Origin of the sequence: Moraxella sp. CTOTU47579 (assembly GCF_032004885.1) — a bacterium.
Taxonomy (GTDB): Bacteria; Pseudomonadota; Gammaproteobacteria; order Pseudomonadales; family Moraxellaceae; genus Faucicola; species Faucicola tetraodonis.
The window spans coordinates 19634-33837 of sequence record NZ_DALZOJ010000020.1 but is presented as its reverse complement, the minus strand read 5'-3'; the positions used below and the strand labels follow the sequence as shown (position 1 = coordinate 33837).

At 44.5% G+C, this 14204-nt stretch carries 14 protein-coding genes; 9 read left to right on the top strand and 5 right to left on the bottom strand.

Annotation, left to right across the window (positions count from 1 at the left end):
• Positions 1-157 precede the first annotated feature (157 nt).
• From RTP55_RS10195 to RTP55_RS10180, 4 genes are all read left to right on the top strand, one after another.
• Positions 158-1237 carry a glutamate/aspartate ABC transporter substrate-binding protein gene (locus tag RTP55_RS10195; RefSeq protein ID WP_312385891.1) on the top strand — a complete coding sequence of 360 codons (1080 nt, stop codon included), beginning with the start codon at positions 158-160 and terminating at the stop codon, positions 1235-1237.
• Between the two features lie 136 nt (positions 1238-1373).
• Positions 1374-2120, top strand: a complete 747-nt coding sequence (locus RTP55_RS10190; protein WP_040404072.1) for an amino acid ABC transporter permease — start codon at positions 1374-1376, stop codon at positions 2118-2120.
• Complete coding sequence (locus RTP55_RS10185) at positions 2117-2788, top strand: ABC transporter permease subunit (protein WP_007116978.1); 672 nt, start codon at positions 2117-2119, stop codon at positions 2786-2788. The genes RTP55_RS10190 and RTP55_RS10185 overlap by 4 nt, the downstream gene beginning before the upstream one ends.
• A gap of 116 nt (positions 2789-2904) precedes the next feature.
• Entirely contained in the window at positions 2905-3633 is a 729-nt protein-coding gene (locus RTP55_RS10180) for an amino acid ABC transporter ATP-binding protein (protein WP_138019449.1), read from the top strand.
• Positions 3634-3705: 72 nt separating this feature from the next.
• Here the strand turns inward: RTP55_RS10180 and RTP55_RS10175 are convergent, their stop codons facing one another.
• Positions 3706-5064 (bottom strand): WS/DGAT/MGAT family O-acyltransferase, encoded by a 1359-nt coding sequence (locus tag RTP55_RS10175; protein ID WP_239743029.1) that lies wholly within the window; start codon positions 5062-5064, stop codon positions 3706-3708.
• Positions 5065-5092: 28 nt separating this feature from the next.
• A complete protein-coding gene (locus RTP55_RS10170; RefSeq protein ID WP_312385889.1) occupies positions 5093-5944 on the bottom strand; it encodes a thiazole synthase in 852 nt (283 codons plus the stop codon).
• A gap of 173 nt (positions 5945-6117) precedes the next feature.
• Here RTP55_RS10170 and gspE point away from each other — a divergent pair, with 173 nt between their 5' ends.
• The 3 genes from gspE to RTP55_RS10155 are packed head-to-tail and all read left to right on the top strand — an operon-like array spanning position 6118 to position 8125.
• The gene (gene gspE, locus RTP55_RS10165; RefSeq protein ID WP_409418441.1) at positions 6118-7623 is read left to right on the top strand and encodes a type II secretion system ATPase GspE; all 1506 of its coding nucleotides are present in this window, start codon (positions 6118-6120) and stop codon (positions 7621-7623) included.
• 30 nt (positions 7624-7653) lie between these two features.
• Positions 7654-7935, top strand: coding sequence for a BrnT family toxin (locus RTP55_RS10160; RefSeq protein ID WP_144918076.1), 282 nt, complete (start codon positions 7654-7656; stop codon positions 7933-7935).
• On the top strand, positions 7925-8125 hold the full coding sequence (locus tag RTP55_RS10155; RefSeq protein ID WP_050324717.1) for a hypothetical protein: 201 nt from the start codon (positions 7925-7927) through the stop codon (positions 8123-8125). The genes RTP55_RS10160 and RTP55_RS10155 overlap by 11 nt, the downstream gene beginning before the upstream one ends.
• A 10-nt stretch (positions 8126-8135) precedes the next feature.
• Here RTP55_RS10155 and RTP55_RS10150 read toward each other — a convergent pair whose 3' ends face one another.
• The 3 genes from RTP55_RS10150 to RTP55_RS10140 all read right to left on the bottom strand — a co-directional run bounded on the left by RTP55_RS10150 (position 8136) and on the right by RTP55_RS10140 (position 10756).
• Positions 8136-8450 (bottom strand): hypothetical protein, encoded by a 315-nt coding sequence (locus RTP55_RS10150; RefSeq protein WP_219333418.1) that lies wholly within the window; start codon positions 8448-8450, stop codon positions 8136-8138.
• A 4-nt stretch (positions 8451-8454) separates the two neighbouring features.
• The gene (gene miaB / locus RTP55_RS10145; RefSeq protein WP_312385885.1) at positions 8455-9921 is read right to left on the bottom strand and encodes a tRNA (N6-isopentenyl adenosine(37)-C2)-methylthiotransferase MiaB; all 1467 of its coding nucleotides are present in this window, start codon (positions 9919-9921) and stop codon (positions 8455-8457) included.
• Positions 9922-9994: 73 nt separating this feature from the next.
• Positions 9995-10756: a class I SAM-dependent methyltransferase gene (locus RTP55_RS10140; RefSeq protein ID WP_312385884.1), complete on the bottom strand. Its 762-nt coding sequence runs from the start codon at positions 10754-10756 to the stop codon at positions 9995-9997.
• A 259-nt stretch (positions 10757-11015) separates the two neighbouring features.
• Between RTP55_RS10140 and RTP55_RS10135 the strand changes: the two genes are divergently transcribed.
• Positions 11016-13001, top strand: a complete 1986-nt coding sequence (locus tag RTP55_RS10135) for a lytic transglycosylase domain-containing protein (RefSeq protein ID WP_312385883.1) — start codon at positions 11016-11018, stop codon at positions 12999-13001.
• Between the two features lie 305 nt (positions 13002-13306).
• The gene (locus RTP55_RS10130; RefSeq protein ID WP_312385882.1) at positions 13307-14098 is read left to right on the top strand and encodes a T2 family ribonuclease; all 792 of its coding nucleotides are present in this window, start codon (positions 13307-13309) and stop codon (positions 14096-14098) included.
• Positions 14099-14204: the final 106 nt, after the last annotated feature.

Here is a 14204-nt window from a genome sequence, read left to right as displayed (position 1 = left end):
CCAATTCTATCTTAATTTTGTGATTATTTGGTCTAGACATTGGGGAGTACCTTAGATAAACATAAAGAGATGGGGGAATCTTTTCACTCGATTTGGCATTTATAGCCACACAGCGAAAAGATTAACTAAGAACGTATCATACGACAAGGATCATAGGATGATTTTAATCTCTAAAAAGCCAATCGCCTTAGCAACCGTTGCTATTATGGCATTAGGTCTTGCAGGTTGTAACAAAGCCAGCGACAACAAAGCGGTAGGGACTGAAGGTAGCCAACCAGCGGCAGCGGCTACTGGTGAAAAAACGCTCGATAAAATTAAAAAATCAGGGGAAATCGTACTGGGTTACCGTGATTCCTCAATTCCATTTTCTTATATCGCAGGTACGCCAAACCAACCGGTGGGTTATGCCCATGACCTCCAATTAAAAATTGTTGATGCAGTCAAAAAACAATTGAATATGCCAGACCTCAAAGTGCGTTACAACCTAGTAACCTCACAAACCCGTATTCCATTGGTACAAAATGGTACGGTTGACTTAGAGTGTGGTTCAACCACCAACAATGAAGAGCGCCAAAAACAAGTGGCTTTCTCAAACGGTTTCTTTGAGATTGGTACTCGCTTATTAACCGCTAAAGATTCAGGCATCAAAGATTTTGCGGATTTAAAAGGCAAAACCTTAGTGACTACCGCAGGTACCACCTCTGAGCGTTTTATCAAAAAACTCAACGATGACAAAAAAATGGGCATTAACATCGTTTCTGCCAAAGACCACGGCGAATCTTTCTTGATGTTAGAAAGCGGTCGTGCGGCAGCCTTCATGATGGATGACGTACTGCTCGCGGGTGAAAAAGCCAAAGCCAAAGATCCCAACAAATGGGTCATTGTTGGTACCCCACAATCGTATGAAATTTACGGCTGTATGATGCGCAAAGACGATAGTGAATTCAAAAAAGTAGTTGATGATGCGTTGGTTGCGACTTATTCATCAGGTGAAATCAACGACATCTACAAAAAATGGTTCATGTCACCGATTCCACCAAAAAACATCAACATGAACTTCCAAATGTCTGATAACTTAAAAAGCTTGTTAGCAAACCCACATGACGGCGCGCAACCAAAAGACGTCGCTAATGCAGCCGCATCTGCTACCGTTAATGCAGTAGCAACGGGCGCTAGTAATGTGGCAACCGCTGTGGCATCTGCAAGCAATGCAATTGCAAGTGCAACAAAACCTTAGTTGATGGGATAACAACAAACTAGGTTAGGAAGGTTACTATCCAACATAAAACTGACGTCATCACCTATCAATTGTGGTTACGTCAGTTTTAGTTTTTGGGTGAATCAATTTGCTAGACAGGATTTTGGGGGTGGCAATGAATTATAGTTGGAATTGGGGCGTGTTGCTGCAACCAACAGGCGTGGGCAACGAAGTTTACTGGCAGTGGCTATTGACAGGCTTTAAATGGCTGTTGGTCATTGGTGGGAGTGGCTGGCTGATTGCCTTAATTATCGGTACGATTTTAGGTATTATGCGTACTTTACCAAATAAAACTGCCAGAGCGATTGGTACGGCTTATGTGAGTTTTTTTCGTAACATTCCGCTATTAATACAGTTATTCTTTTGGTTTTATGTGGCACCTACTTGGCTGACACCAGCCTTACAAAAATGGTGGTTTCAGGAGTTAGACCCAAATACCTCGGCAGTTATTTCAGCAAGTATTGGTCTTGGGTTATTTACTGCAGCGCGTATTGTAGAGCAAGTGCGTACGGGCATTGAATCATTGCCAAAAGGGCAAACCAATGCTGCCTATGCGCTCGGGTTCACCTTGCCACAGACGTATCGCCATATCGTATTGCCACAGGCATTTCGGGTGATTTTACCACCGATGAGCTCTGAGCTTACCAACTGTTTTAAGAATGCCTCGGTCGCTTCATTGGTCGGGGTTACTGAGCTGATTAGCCAAACCAAAACTATCAGTGAATATACCCAAAACAATATCGAAGTGTATACCTTTACCACGATTATTTATTTATTGTTTAATTTGGTGTTGATTTATTTTATGACTTGGCTTGAGAAAAAATTACGCATCAAAGGTCAAATCGATGGGGGTGGCGCATGAATATGATGGAATTACAAGCCGCAATGCCAGGGTTGATGGGTGGCTTATGGATCACCTTCAAAGTGTTGTTTTTAGCTATCATTGGCGGTTTGGCGCTGGGTACGATTCTAGCCTTGATGCGGTTGTCGGGTATTCGTATTTTAGCCGTGCCTGCCAAGCTGTATGTCAACTTTTTCCGTTCAGTGCCGCTGCTACTGGTATTGCTTTGGTTTTATTTTGCTGTGCCGATGGTGTATAACTTGGTGACGGGCACGTATTTGACGTTGGATACCGCGTTTACTTCGTGCGTGGTGGCATTTATGGTGTTTGAAGCCGCATATTTTTCTGAGATTGTACGTGCGGGTATCCAGTCGATTGGCAAAGGACAGGTCAATGCTGCTAAAGCCTTGGGTATGACTTATGGTCAGACCATGCGCTTTATTATTTTGCCACAAGCGTTTCGCAAGATGTTTCCGCTACTTCTACAACAGTCGATTATTTTGTTCCAAGATACGACGTTGGTGTTCGCGATTGGCTTGGTGGATTTCTTCCGAGCCTCATACGTACGCGGTGACTTGATGGGGTTATTAACCCCCTATATCTTGTTGGCAGGGGCGTTTTATTTTGTGGTCAGTCTAACCGCATCGACCGCTGTCAACCACCTACGCAAACGCTTTCGCATGGCTTAATCAATATTGAATAAAGGAATAATAACATGTCAGTAGTTACTAAAATTGATGAAACCACCTGGCTCAACGAATTTGGTGGCTTGGTATCAAACAGTGGACACGCCAGTCCCGATATCATGATTAATGTCAACAAAATCAGTAAATGGTATGGCGACTTTCAAGTATTGACCGACTGTACCGCGCATGTGCACAAAGGCGATGTGACCGTCATCTGTGGTCCATCAGGTAGCGGCAAATCAACTTTAATCAAAACCGTCAATGGGCTTGAAGCCTTTCAACAAGGTGAAATCTTGATTGATGGCATGTCGGTCGGCGCCAAAGCAACCGACTTGCCAAAACTACGTAGCCGTGTAGGGATGGTATTTCAGCATTTTGAACTGTTTCCGCATTTATCCATCTTAGAAAATTTGACCTTGGCACAAATCAAAGTATTGGGTCGTAGTCAGTCTGAAGCGCAGAAAAAAGGCTTAGGTTATCTTGACCGCGTGGGCTTGTCAGCGCATGCCAAAAAATACCCTGCCGAGTTGTCAGGCGGTCAGCAGCAACGGGTAGCAATTGCACGCGCGCTTAGTATGGACCCGATTGCAATGCTGTTTGATGAGCCAACTTCCGCACTTGACCCTGAGATGATTCAAGAGGTACTTGAGGTGATGATTGAGCTTGCTAATGAGGGCATGACCATGATGTGTGTGACCCACGAAATGGGCTTTGCGCGCCAAGTCGCCAGCCGTATCATCTTTATGGATCAAGGTCATATCGTTGAAAACTGTAGCCGTGAAGAATTCTTTGCCGGTGCGCGTAGCGAGCGTGCGAAAGATTTTTTGTCAAAAATCTTAAATCACTAAATATAAGATAAAGTTTATTTCATTAAAAAACGGCAGTCACTGCCGTTTTTTATTGTCAAAGTTTGCATTAGCCTAATTGCTCATGAGTGATTCAAATTCTTTGAGTTCCTCTTCCATATAGGTGAGTAATCGTTGGCTATGGGGCAATATTTGGCTACAGGTGACGATACAAAACTCGATTTTATCCACGTAAGTACACAAGGTGATATTCATCGCTTGGTCATTGAGCACGATCGAGGCAGGATACAGCGCCTGCAGTTTTGCCCCTTGCCAATACAATGGCTGATGAGAACCTGGTACATTTGAGATAATCAAGTTAAAACCGCGATAATCGGGAAACAGACCGGTAAGTACCTGCAATCCTGAACGGCTATAAGCAACCCCACTATAAATAATCGACGAGGCTTGCTTCATCCGTGAAAAGCGTTTTTTACTATTTTTGGTGCTGCCATTAATCGTCTTTAACCGGGCAACAGGGTCGGCAAGGTGGGTGGCAAGATTGGCTAAAATAAAGGTAATTTGATTGCCAACGTGTTGGCTTGCGCTATCGTTGTCACCGCGCAGTGATAAGGGTACAAAAGCAATCAAGGGTTTTTTGGGTAAGCCATTGATATCGAGCAAATAACGGCGTAACGCGCCCGAACAAATCGCCAAAATCACATCATTGACGGTCACAGCGTAATGTTTGGCGATGGTTTGAAACCGAATAAGCTCATAAGATTGGGCAGAGATACGCCGTGAGCTTGATACCGGTTGGTTGAGGGGGCTATCTGGCGCTTGGGTAGTGGTAATGTAGTCTTTGTGAAATCGCTCTACCACATTTTTACCTAAGGCTTTGATGGCGGGTGGGATAGCCAGCGCTTGCTCTTTGACGACACGCAGAAGGGATTTATCTTCTGGTATCAAAGCATCAAGTTGGTGACGATGACGGGTCATTAGCGACCAAATTGGCAAGCTAATACGCTCGGTTGGCGATTCTGATAGCGATTTTTTCACCAAACGAATCGCCGCTATCCCATCGACCATAGAATGATGAATCTTAAAATACAACGCAAAACGATTGCCTTCAATCCCCTCGATGATGTGACATTCCCACATCGGTTTGGCACGATTGAGTAATTTGCTGTGCTCTTGGGACACGTAAGTCAATAGCTCACGGATACGTGCTGGTTTTGGCAATGCGATATGGCGAAAATGATGGTCGACTTCAAAGTTTTCATCGGTTTTCCACCATGCTAGGTGATACAACACTTGGTTAAACGGAAAACTCGGCGGCGTCTTTTGCGTGACCATCTGCTGCACCAAATCACTGACAAAGGTATCGCTTGCGCCATCGGGAATCTCAAACAAGAACAGCCCACCAATGTGCATCGGCTGATTGCGATTTTCAAGTAAGATAAATAACTGGTCAATGGCGGTGAGCAGACGCATGCGATGTCCTTAAGTGTGAAATAATAAATTAGCGGAAAAAATAGCCAGTCTGTGGCGAGCTAGCTTGTGCCATATAACGTGCTGGCATACGACCCGCCAAGAAGGCTTCACGTCCAGCCATCACCGCATGTTTCATGGCAGACGCCATCAACACAGGGTTTTGTGCATGGGCAATCGCGGTGTTCATGAGCACACCATCACAGCCCAATTCTAAGGCAATGGCGGCATCACTGGCGGTACCGACGCCTGCATCCACCAAAACAGGCACTTGGGTTTGCTCAATGATGAGACTTAAAGTATGGCGATTGAGTAATCCCAAACCTGAGCCAATCAAACTGCCCAATGGCATAATCGCCACACAGCCCATGCTCTCGAGTTCTTTGGCAACAATTGGGTCATCTGAGGTATACACCATCACATCAAAGCCATCATCAATTAAGGTCTTAGCGGCTTTGACAGTTTCGATGACGTTGGGATACAAGTTTTTTTCATCGCCCAATACTTCAAGTTTGACAAGGTTGTGCCCATCCAACAATTCACGCGCTAACTGACAGGTACGAACGGCGCTAGCCGCGTCAAAACAGCCAGCGGTGTTAGGGAGAATGGTGTATTTTTCGGGAGAAATCACATCGAGTAGGTTGGGTTCATCTTTCTTCTGCCCGATATTTACGCGTCGAATGGCGACAGTGACGATTTGCGCGCCGCTGGCGGCGATGGCTTCGCCTGTTTGTGCCAAATCTGTATATTTGCCAGTACCGACGAGCAAACGAGAGGTAAACGTGCGCGAACCAATGTGTAGCAGGTCGTTTGCGGTTATCAGCGTATTTTGGCTTGAAGGATTTTGGGTCGCAGGATTTTGAGTTAAAGTGTTTTGGGTCATTGTCATCCCTTTTTAGATTTTGATTGTCATGGTTATCAATCAGTAAAAAATGCTTTAGTATAACAAAATATAGCCTGACTCAGGGTCTTTTTGTGCGCCTTGGTAGGATTTGTCTTGTTGATAAGCTACAATGGAACGCATCTTTTCTTGGCTTATTTCATTTGATAATCCCTATGCTAAATCCGATTGCCTTGCCCTATAGTTTTGCCAAACGTCATCAACTGCTGTTGCAATACTCGCAAGATTTGACTGCCCCGCCGACGTTGTTAATGACCGCTGATACCCCTATGGAAGCCATCAACGAAGCCAACCGTTTTGCCAGTCAAGCAGGGGTGCCGCTGCCATTGAATTTTGCCATGGCGCAAAGTGACGATTTTGAAAAGCAGTTAGCCGCTGTCTATGCAGGTAACACAGGGGAATCTCAGCATATTGCCGCTGGGCTTGAAGACCATCCCGATTTGATGAGTCTCGCTGACAGTGTCCCTGAGACGGAAGACTTGATGGACCAAGAAGATGACGCGCCCATCATTCGGCTAATCAATGCGCTGCTGTCTGAAGCCATCCGCCTAAACGCCTCAGATATCCATATCGAAACCTTTGAAAAACGGCTATCGGTGCGCTTTCGGATGGATGGGGTGCTTAAAGAAATCGTCAGTCCAAAACGGGAACTATCACCGCTACTGGTGTCCCGTATCAAGGTGATGGCAAAACTGGATATCGCTGAAAAACGGGTACCGCAGGATGGACGCATCTCATTACGTCTGGCTGGGCGAGAAGTGGATGTGCGGGTATCGACCTTGCCATCAAATTTTGGTGAGCGTGTGGTGATGCGGCTTTTGGATAAACAGGCGGGTCGATTAAATATGACCTATTTGGGTTTGTCAGACAATGATTATAGCGAGCTTAAACGCTTAATCCATCGCCCGCATGGCATTATTCTTGTCACAGGTCCGACAGGTTCGGGCAAAACCACGACGCTATACGCGGCTTTAACGGATTTGAACGATAACACCCGTAATATTTTGACCGCTGAAGACCCGATTGAATTTCAGCTAGATGGTATTGGGCAAACCCAAGTCAATAATAAAGTGGATATGACCTTTGCGCGTAGTTTGCGAGCCATGCTACGCCAAGACCCTGATGTGGTGATGGTGGGGGAGATTCGCGATTTAGAGACCGCAGAAATTGCAGTGCAAGCGTCACTCACAGGTCACTTGGTGCTCTCGACCCTGCATACCAACACCGCGATTGGTGCGGTGACGCGACTACAAGATATGGGGGTTGAGCCGTTTTTGTTGTCATCGAGCCTCATTGGCGTGGTGGCACAGCGACTAGTGCGTACTTTGTGTCCGCATTGCCATACATGGGCACTTGCCGATGCCTATCAAACGCAGATTTTTACTGAAATAGGCGAAGTCGGAGAGATTAAACTGCCAAAACCTGTGGGCTGCGAGAAGTGCAATCAATCAGGATTTCGGGGACGTACCGCGATTTATGAAGTGGTGCCTGTCGATGACAAACTGCGACAACTGATTCATAGCCAAACGGCCGAGTTTGAGTTAGAAGCGTATGCGCGGAGTAAGACACCGTCAATTCGTGCCGATGGACTCAAAAAAGTATTGGCAGGGAAAACCACGCTGGAAGAAGTGTTACGTGTCACTAAAGAAAAAGAGATGTGATATATTTTTCTAGTGTTAATGAAAAAATGAATGTGGGTCGCTAAATTGATACAAATAACTTTTGACCAAAATAAAGCTGAGAGTAATAAAATCAAACATGGTGTAAGTTTTGATGAAGCAAAAATTGCATTACTTGACCCGAATGCGCTAGTACGTGAAGATTTTGACCACGATGAACCAAGATTTGTATTATTAGGAATGGCAAATCGCTTATTAGTTGTTGTCTATTGTTATGTGGATAATGATGATATGATTCGGTTAATATCTGCACGAAAAGCAACCAAAAACGAGGAAAAACAATATGCAAACTGAATACGATTTCTCAAATGCTCAAAGAGCGACACAAATTTCCCATCTTAATCGGTTGCGAGAACAACAGCATTTGCTAGATAAAGATGTGAGTGATTGGCTTGTAACCCAAGATGATGATACTAAAAAACATATCAGTGAAATGATTCGCCAAGTAATGGCGATGAAAATTCACACACAATCTACTGTTTAAATTATGTGTTTTAGTCACTGATGCAATGAATAACTTGCATTTTTTCAATTGACAAACGGATAAAGTTTTCGATTTTCTGACAGTGAGTGATAGATTGCTTATGGTTATTTTTCGCAAAATAGTCTGCCAAATTATTTAATTCAACGACCAGTGATTTAGCAACATTCGGATAAATCACTGGGTCATTATAAAAGTTATCCAATAGCCAAGTAAGCGTTGAAAAGTTAGTGTTACCTTCGGCTAAACGTAAAATACGTTCGTCCTCATGCGAAATTTGACAATTAATTTTCTCATTGTCACAATCAAACCACATGTCAAATGCCATTATCTTAACCTAAAACCTCCACCAACTCACCTTCCACCAAATGCGGACTCATGGCTCGCGTGACTTTTACCATCACCAGTTTACCAATCAACGCATCATCGCCTTTGAACAATACCGTTCGCGTATTATCTGCCGTTCCCATCAAAAATTCAGGATTGCGGTCGCCATGTTGCTCCACCAGCACACGCACGTTTTGACCCACCATACCTTGGGTTTTTGCCCAAGTCGAATCGACAATCACCTTTTGAAACTCAGCCAAACGGGCTTTTTTGGTTGCTATATCAACATTATCGGGCAAGTCTGACGCAGGCGTACCAGGGCGCTTGGAGTAAATAAAGCTATACGAATGGTCAAAATCTAAGTCTTTGGCAAGATTGAGCGTATCTTGGAAATCTTGGTCGGTTTCATTGGGAAAACCGATAATAAAATCGCTTGATAAATACATATCAGGGCGCACGGCGCGTAGTTTGCGGATTTGCTCAATGTAGATATCAATGGTGTGGTTACGCTTCATGGCAGCTAGGATAGCGTTGGAGCCACTTTGCACAGGTAGGTGCAGGTGGGATACCAGTTTTGGTATTTTGGCATACGCTTCAATGATATCATCGCTAAATTCCAGTGGATGGCTGGTGGTATAGCGAATACGCTCAATGCCGTCAACGTGCGCCACATAATGCAATAACTCACTAAAACGGCAAATTGTGCCATCGTGTTTTTCACCGCGGTAGCCATTGACGTTTTGCCCCAATAGCGTTACTTCACGTACCCCTTGGCTAGCAAGGCTATCAATCTCGGCAAGTACGTCATCTAGGGGGCGCGAGATTTCTTCGCCTCGGGTGTAGGGAACCACGCAAAATGAACAGTATTTTGAGCAGCCTTCCATGATAGACACAAACGCTTTAAACCCTTCCACTTTGGGTTCGGGTAAAAAGTCAAATTTTTCAATGCTAGGGAAAGACACATCGACGACGCCGATACGGTTTTTGGGTTTGACATCCAGCTGTTTGGTGGATTGGTCATACAGTTCTGGCAGGCGATGCAAGGTTTGCGGTCCAAACACCATATCGACATGCGGGGCACGGCTTTGGATTTTATCGCCTTCTTGTGACGCTACGCAGCCGCCCACACCGATGACCAAATTCGGGTTTTTCTCTTTAAGTTTTTTCCAGCGTCCGAGTTCAGAAAATACTTTTTCTTGCGCTTTTTCACGAATCGAGCAGGTATTCATGAGTAGTACATCGGCTTCTTCAGGATTGTCCGTCAGCACCATACCATGGGAGTCGCCTAGCACATCTGCCATTTTTTCAGAGTCATACACATTCATCTGACAGCCTTGGGTCTCGATAAACACGCGTTTGACACGAGTATCCGCTGGTAGCATGGTGGATTCAACACTCGCCGCTAGCGTTGGCGTTACCAAATTTTGAGTTTTGGGAATCTGTGCTTTTGGGTCAAAAGTAGCAACTGTCATGACTACACCTAAATGTTTCGCCTAAAATAAACCCTCAATTATAACAGATTTTTTTGGCAAGATGCGTTAGTGATTATTTTGACAGTACTAAATAAATGACATCGGTGCTAAAATTGCCAGCCTCATCTATATCAAAATATTGTCTAACAGATGCGGCACAATTTTTTTGTAAGGCTCGAATCACTTGTATGCTGGTATCAGGGGTATGCATACGGGCGACCCAACTGTCAAAATTTAACGTCAGTTTTTGCATCTCGACAGTCGTCACGCTAAAGCCGGTGATTTCTGCAAAATACAACCACTCGGCAAGACTATAATCTTTGACATGACTGGGATCGCGGATGGTTTCAATGGTCTGTAAAAAATTATTGAGCACGGGGTTGCTATTGCCCAACACATCGACAATCACCACTTTGCCATCGGGAGCTAGGGCGCGATGCATCTCAAACAACGCTTTTGGTACATTTTGCCAATGGTGCGCAGAATAGCGCGTGATAATGGCATCAAATTGGTGGTCGGCAAAGGGTAATTTTTCTGCCGTACCAATTTGTGTGGTGATATTGGTTAGGCCGCGTGTTTTGGCTTGGCTGGCGACAACTTCGGTCATCGTAGGGGTAATGTCATAAGCAATGACTGATGTGGCCACAGGTGCCACCTGATAACTGACGTGCCCACCGCCACAGCCCAAATCCAATATATGCGCAAGCTTGTGCGCCTCTATCAACTGCTTTATTTTGTCAAACTCAGCGCCTTGTGCATGAACAGCGCTATTAAGGTAGTTGTGGGATTTGTCTTGGTATTGTTGAATATTTAGGGCGTGTTGGGTATGGGTCATGGCTTATCGCATTTATTGGTGGCTAATAATAGACTTATCATAAGTCAAATAATTTATAATTTATAGTTAATTAAATTTAACAATAAAAAACTATTTGTTATATAAAATAAGTTGCAACATTTTTATACAATTAGTTGAGATTTGGGTAAATTTTTTTTAGTCGACAATCGTTATAATCGCTTCAGCAAGGTTAACCAATTTTTACATTACTTTTGTCGTTTTTTGCCTACTTATCTTATTAAAGGTATTACCAATTATTATGAAAAATCTCAAGCTTTCGATGATTTCATGCGGTGTGATTGCTGTTTTTGCAGAATCTGCTTGCGCAAGTAGCTATTCTGTAGGGACGCCTAGCACGGCGGATAGTTATTTTAACCAAGCCGAACGTGAAGCTAGCCGTGGCAACTTATCGCAAATGGGCAACTATCAGCAAATGATGGCGGGTGGCAGTCTAGCCATGTATCCAGAATATTGGCAGCTCAATAAAGACTTAGACGCTCAGCCGGCATCAGCGATTGTGAGTTTTGCTAACCGTTATCCACAAACTGCGATGGCAGAAAAATTGGCGGCGGATTATGCGGAAACCAAAGCGCGGATGGGTGATTATGAGGCGGTTAGACAAATGGCAAGCTATGTAACCAATCCTGATGCCAGTGAAGCTTGTGCCATTGCGTTAGGTTTCAATCACGGTGGCGATAGCATGCGCGCTTATACCGAAAAAGGTAATGTTTGGCTCAGCACGGATAAAAAACTGCCGCAGCTTTGCCAACAGTTGGCGACAGAGCTCAATGGCAATCGTATGGTTAGCAATGATGACCGTGAGCAGCGGCTGTATCGTATGCTACGCACGGGCAACAACGGTGACATCGTGCAGCTTGCCAGCCGATTGGGCGTGCAGATGAGTTACAATCAGCTTATGAGCATCAGTAGCAGTCCCAATGCGTTTTTTTCACAACTCGGTAGTATGCCAGCGACTGCCAGCAATCGGTATTTATATCTATACGGTTTAGGGCAACTTGCCAAAAAATCTGTCAGTGAAGCGGCGATGCAGCTTAACTATGATGTGGGGCGAAACCCGCAGTTTTTTGATGCTAAAACCCGTCAATATGCCTACCGTACCTTGGGCGTGGCAAGGATGGGCGTCAATACCGATCAAGGGTTTAGTAGTGACGCGGTTGATTGGATGCAAAAAAGTCTGGGCGTACCATTTAACAATGAAGAAGCCGAAAACTATGCCCAAGCAGCGATACGCTATAGCCGATGGTCAGATTTGGCACAAGCCATTGGCGCAATGGACTATAAAAATCAGCAGCAACCGATATGGCAATATTGGCTTGCCAAAGCCTACAAATTGGGCGGCACTAACCAGCAGCGTCAACAAGCCAATCAGCTATTTAGTCAATTGGCACAAACCAATGACTATTATGGACTGCTCTCCAAAGACCAACTGGGGCAGCGTTTTGACCGATTGCCGACTAATCCACCGGTGAGTAATAGTGATTACTCACGCCTCGCAAACGATAGTTTCTTTAATCGCGCATTTACCCTCTATAAACTTGCCGCCAATCCCAGCTATACCAACCGTGAATGGAACTGGGCAGTAAAAAAAGCACGTGACCGTGGTGATGAGACGATGATTTTGGCAGCAGCGCAAACCGCATCGGACATGGGATGGTACGACCGTGCTATCTATGCGTTGGAGTCTACCAAAACAATTCCAAATTCGGCACTGGCATTCCCAATGCCCCATCAGTCTAGTGTCGTGCAATACAGCCGCCAAGCAGGAATCGATCCTGCGTGGGCGTATGGCATCATGCGTCAAGAAAGCCGTTTTAATATCGGCGCGCGTTCGGGTGTCGGAGCAGGGGGGTTAATGCAAATCATGCCAGACACCGCGCGCTATATCGCACGTAAATTGGGCGAACCGTATGAACCATCTCGCGTCGCAGGGGGTGATACCAATATCCGCTATGGTACGTATTATATGGGCGACATTTTAAATAAATTGGGCGGTCAACCTGTATTAGCCACCGCGGGCTACAATGCAGGGCCAGGTAAGGCCAAAACTTGGCAACCTGAGAACGGTAGCCTAGCGGCCGATCAGTATGTTGAGACCATTCCTTATTCAGAAACGCGCAATTATGTCAAAGCCGTGATGGAAAATGCGACCAATTATGATGTGCTGCTTGGCGGCAGCAACCAACCGATTAGTCAGCGTATGGGTACTATTGCTGCTAAATATTAAATTAATCTGAATTAAATAAACCCGCTAAATCTTCGCAAAAAACAACAGCTAATTGATTGATAATAGTCAATAAATTACTGTTGTTTTTTAGTATATACAGGGTTTACAAAATCTGACCCAGTTAGTATGATTTCAAAAAATTGGTAGAACTGATAAACATTAGTTTCGTTTGATAAAAATTTAGTTATTTTAAGCAAAAAATTGATAAGTCAACGACCATTTTTATTACTTTTATTTTAAAAGCTCACTGTAAACGTTAAAACAACCTGCTTGTTTTTAATCACCAACTATTTGGTTTAATTGTTATGCTGTCATCTTGTCTAAAAACATTACTCGATTTTACCAACTGGCACACGGTTTCACACACCGCCACATTGGGGTCGTTAAAGTCTAGAGCAAAGTTTCAAGATGAGGTAGCGACGGCAAATTTAGCCAGTTTAGTTATCAACTCAAGTCATCAAAAAAGCGCAAATTTTAGCGGCTATTTGTCACTTGGCTACTTGGCACTCAGCTGTTTGGCGGTGATAGCTACTATAGCAACCCCAGCTGCCCATGCCGACAGTGTTTTAGGGGTGGAATTATCCCCTGCTGTCTGCAAGCTCAACCCATACATGGGTAATCTTCGCCAATGTATCGAAGGCAACCCGATGACAGTGAATTTTTATCGGGTGGCGAATCAGTCTTGTAGTAATAGCCGCTATAGCATGTCGCCACTGCAAGAAAAGATCACCTCAAAAGTCATTCCAGATGGTAATATTCGCAAAAATATCTGGCAGCAGTATGGCCGCTGTAGTGGCCTAAGTACCCCTAATTATTTTCGCACCATTACCTCGCTTGCCAGTCAATTAAAACTCCCAAAAGAACTCAGTAGCGGTCGCAGTTATCGATTCGCGTCCAGTGGTTTTAGCCGCCAATTGTTATCTTTAAACCCCGGCATGAAGCCAAACTCGTTTAATTTTTTCTGTCAAAAAAATAGTGCAGGTCAATCCGTACTGACCTATCTTAACGTGTGCTACGACAACAACGGACGTTTTGCCCAATGTGCCACACGCTCTTATACCTGTCCCAGTCAATTTTTGATTGATGGTAATTATTAAGGGATGGCGGTATCAATTTTTGCTTAGGTTTAAGCATTTTGTATCTTGGTGTTTGATGGTCTTGAACCCATAATTGTCAAGCTCACCCGACAATTGACCCCATAAA

Coding starts and splice junctions, on each gene's coding strand:
- miaB (WP_312385885.1), bottom strand. CDS start 9,921: ATGACAGTTGCTACTTTTGACCCAAAAGCACAGATTCCCAAAACTCAA.
- RTP55_RS10155 (WP_050324717.1), top strand. CDS start 7,925: ATGCAAACTGAATACGATTTCTCAAATGCTCAAAGAGCGACACAAATT.
- RTP55_RS10140 (WP_312385884.1), bottom strand. CDS start 10,756: ATGACCCATACCCAACACGCCCTAAATATTCAACAATACCAAGACAAA.
- RTP55_RS10195 (WP_312385891.1), top strand. CDS start 158: ATGATTTTAATCTCTAAAAAGCCAATCGCCTTAGCAACCGTTGCTATT.
- gspE (WP_409418441.1), top strand. CDS start 6,118: ATGCTAAATCCGATTGCCTTGCCCTATAGTTTTGCCAAACGTCATCAA.
- RTP55_RS10150 (WP_219333418.1), bottom strand. CDS start 8,450: ATGGCATTTGACATGTGGTTTGATTGTGACAATGAGAAAATTAATTGT.
- RTP55_RS10190 (WP_040404072.1), top strand. CDS start 1,374: ATGAATTATAGTTGGAATTGGGGCGTGTTGCTGCAACCAACAGGCGTG.
- RTP55_RS10170 (WP_312385889.1), bottom strand. CDS start 5,944: ATGACCCAAAACACTTTAACTCAAAATCCTGCGACCCAAAATCCTTCA.
- RTP55_RS10160 (WP_144918076.1), top strand. CDS start 7,654: ATGTGGGTCGCTAAATTGATACAAATAACTTTTGACCAAAATAAAGCT.
- RTP55_RS10135 (WP_312385883.1), top strand. CDS start 11,016: ATGAAAAATCTCAAGCTTTCGATGATTTCATGCGGTGTGATTGCTGTT.
- RTP55_RS10130 (WP_312385882.1), top strand. CDS start 13,307: ATGCTGTCATCTTGTCTAAAAACATTACTCGATTTTACCAACTGGCAC.
- RTP55_RS10180 (WP_138019449.1), top strand. CDS start 2,905: ATGATTAATGTCAACAAAATCAGTAAATGGTATGGCGACTTTCAAGTA.
- RTP55_RS10185 (WP_007116978.1), top strand. CDS start 2,117: ATGAATATGATGGAATTACAAGCCGCAATGCCAGGGTTGATGGGTGGC.
- RTP55_RS10175 (WP_239743029.1), bottom strand. CDS start 5,064: ATGCGTCTGCTCACCGCCATTGACCAGTTATTTATCTTACTTGAAAAT.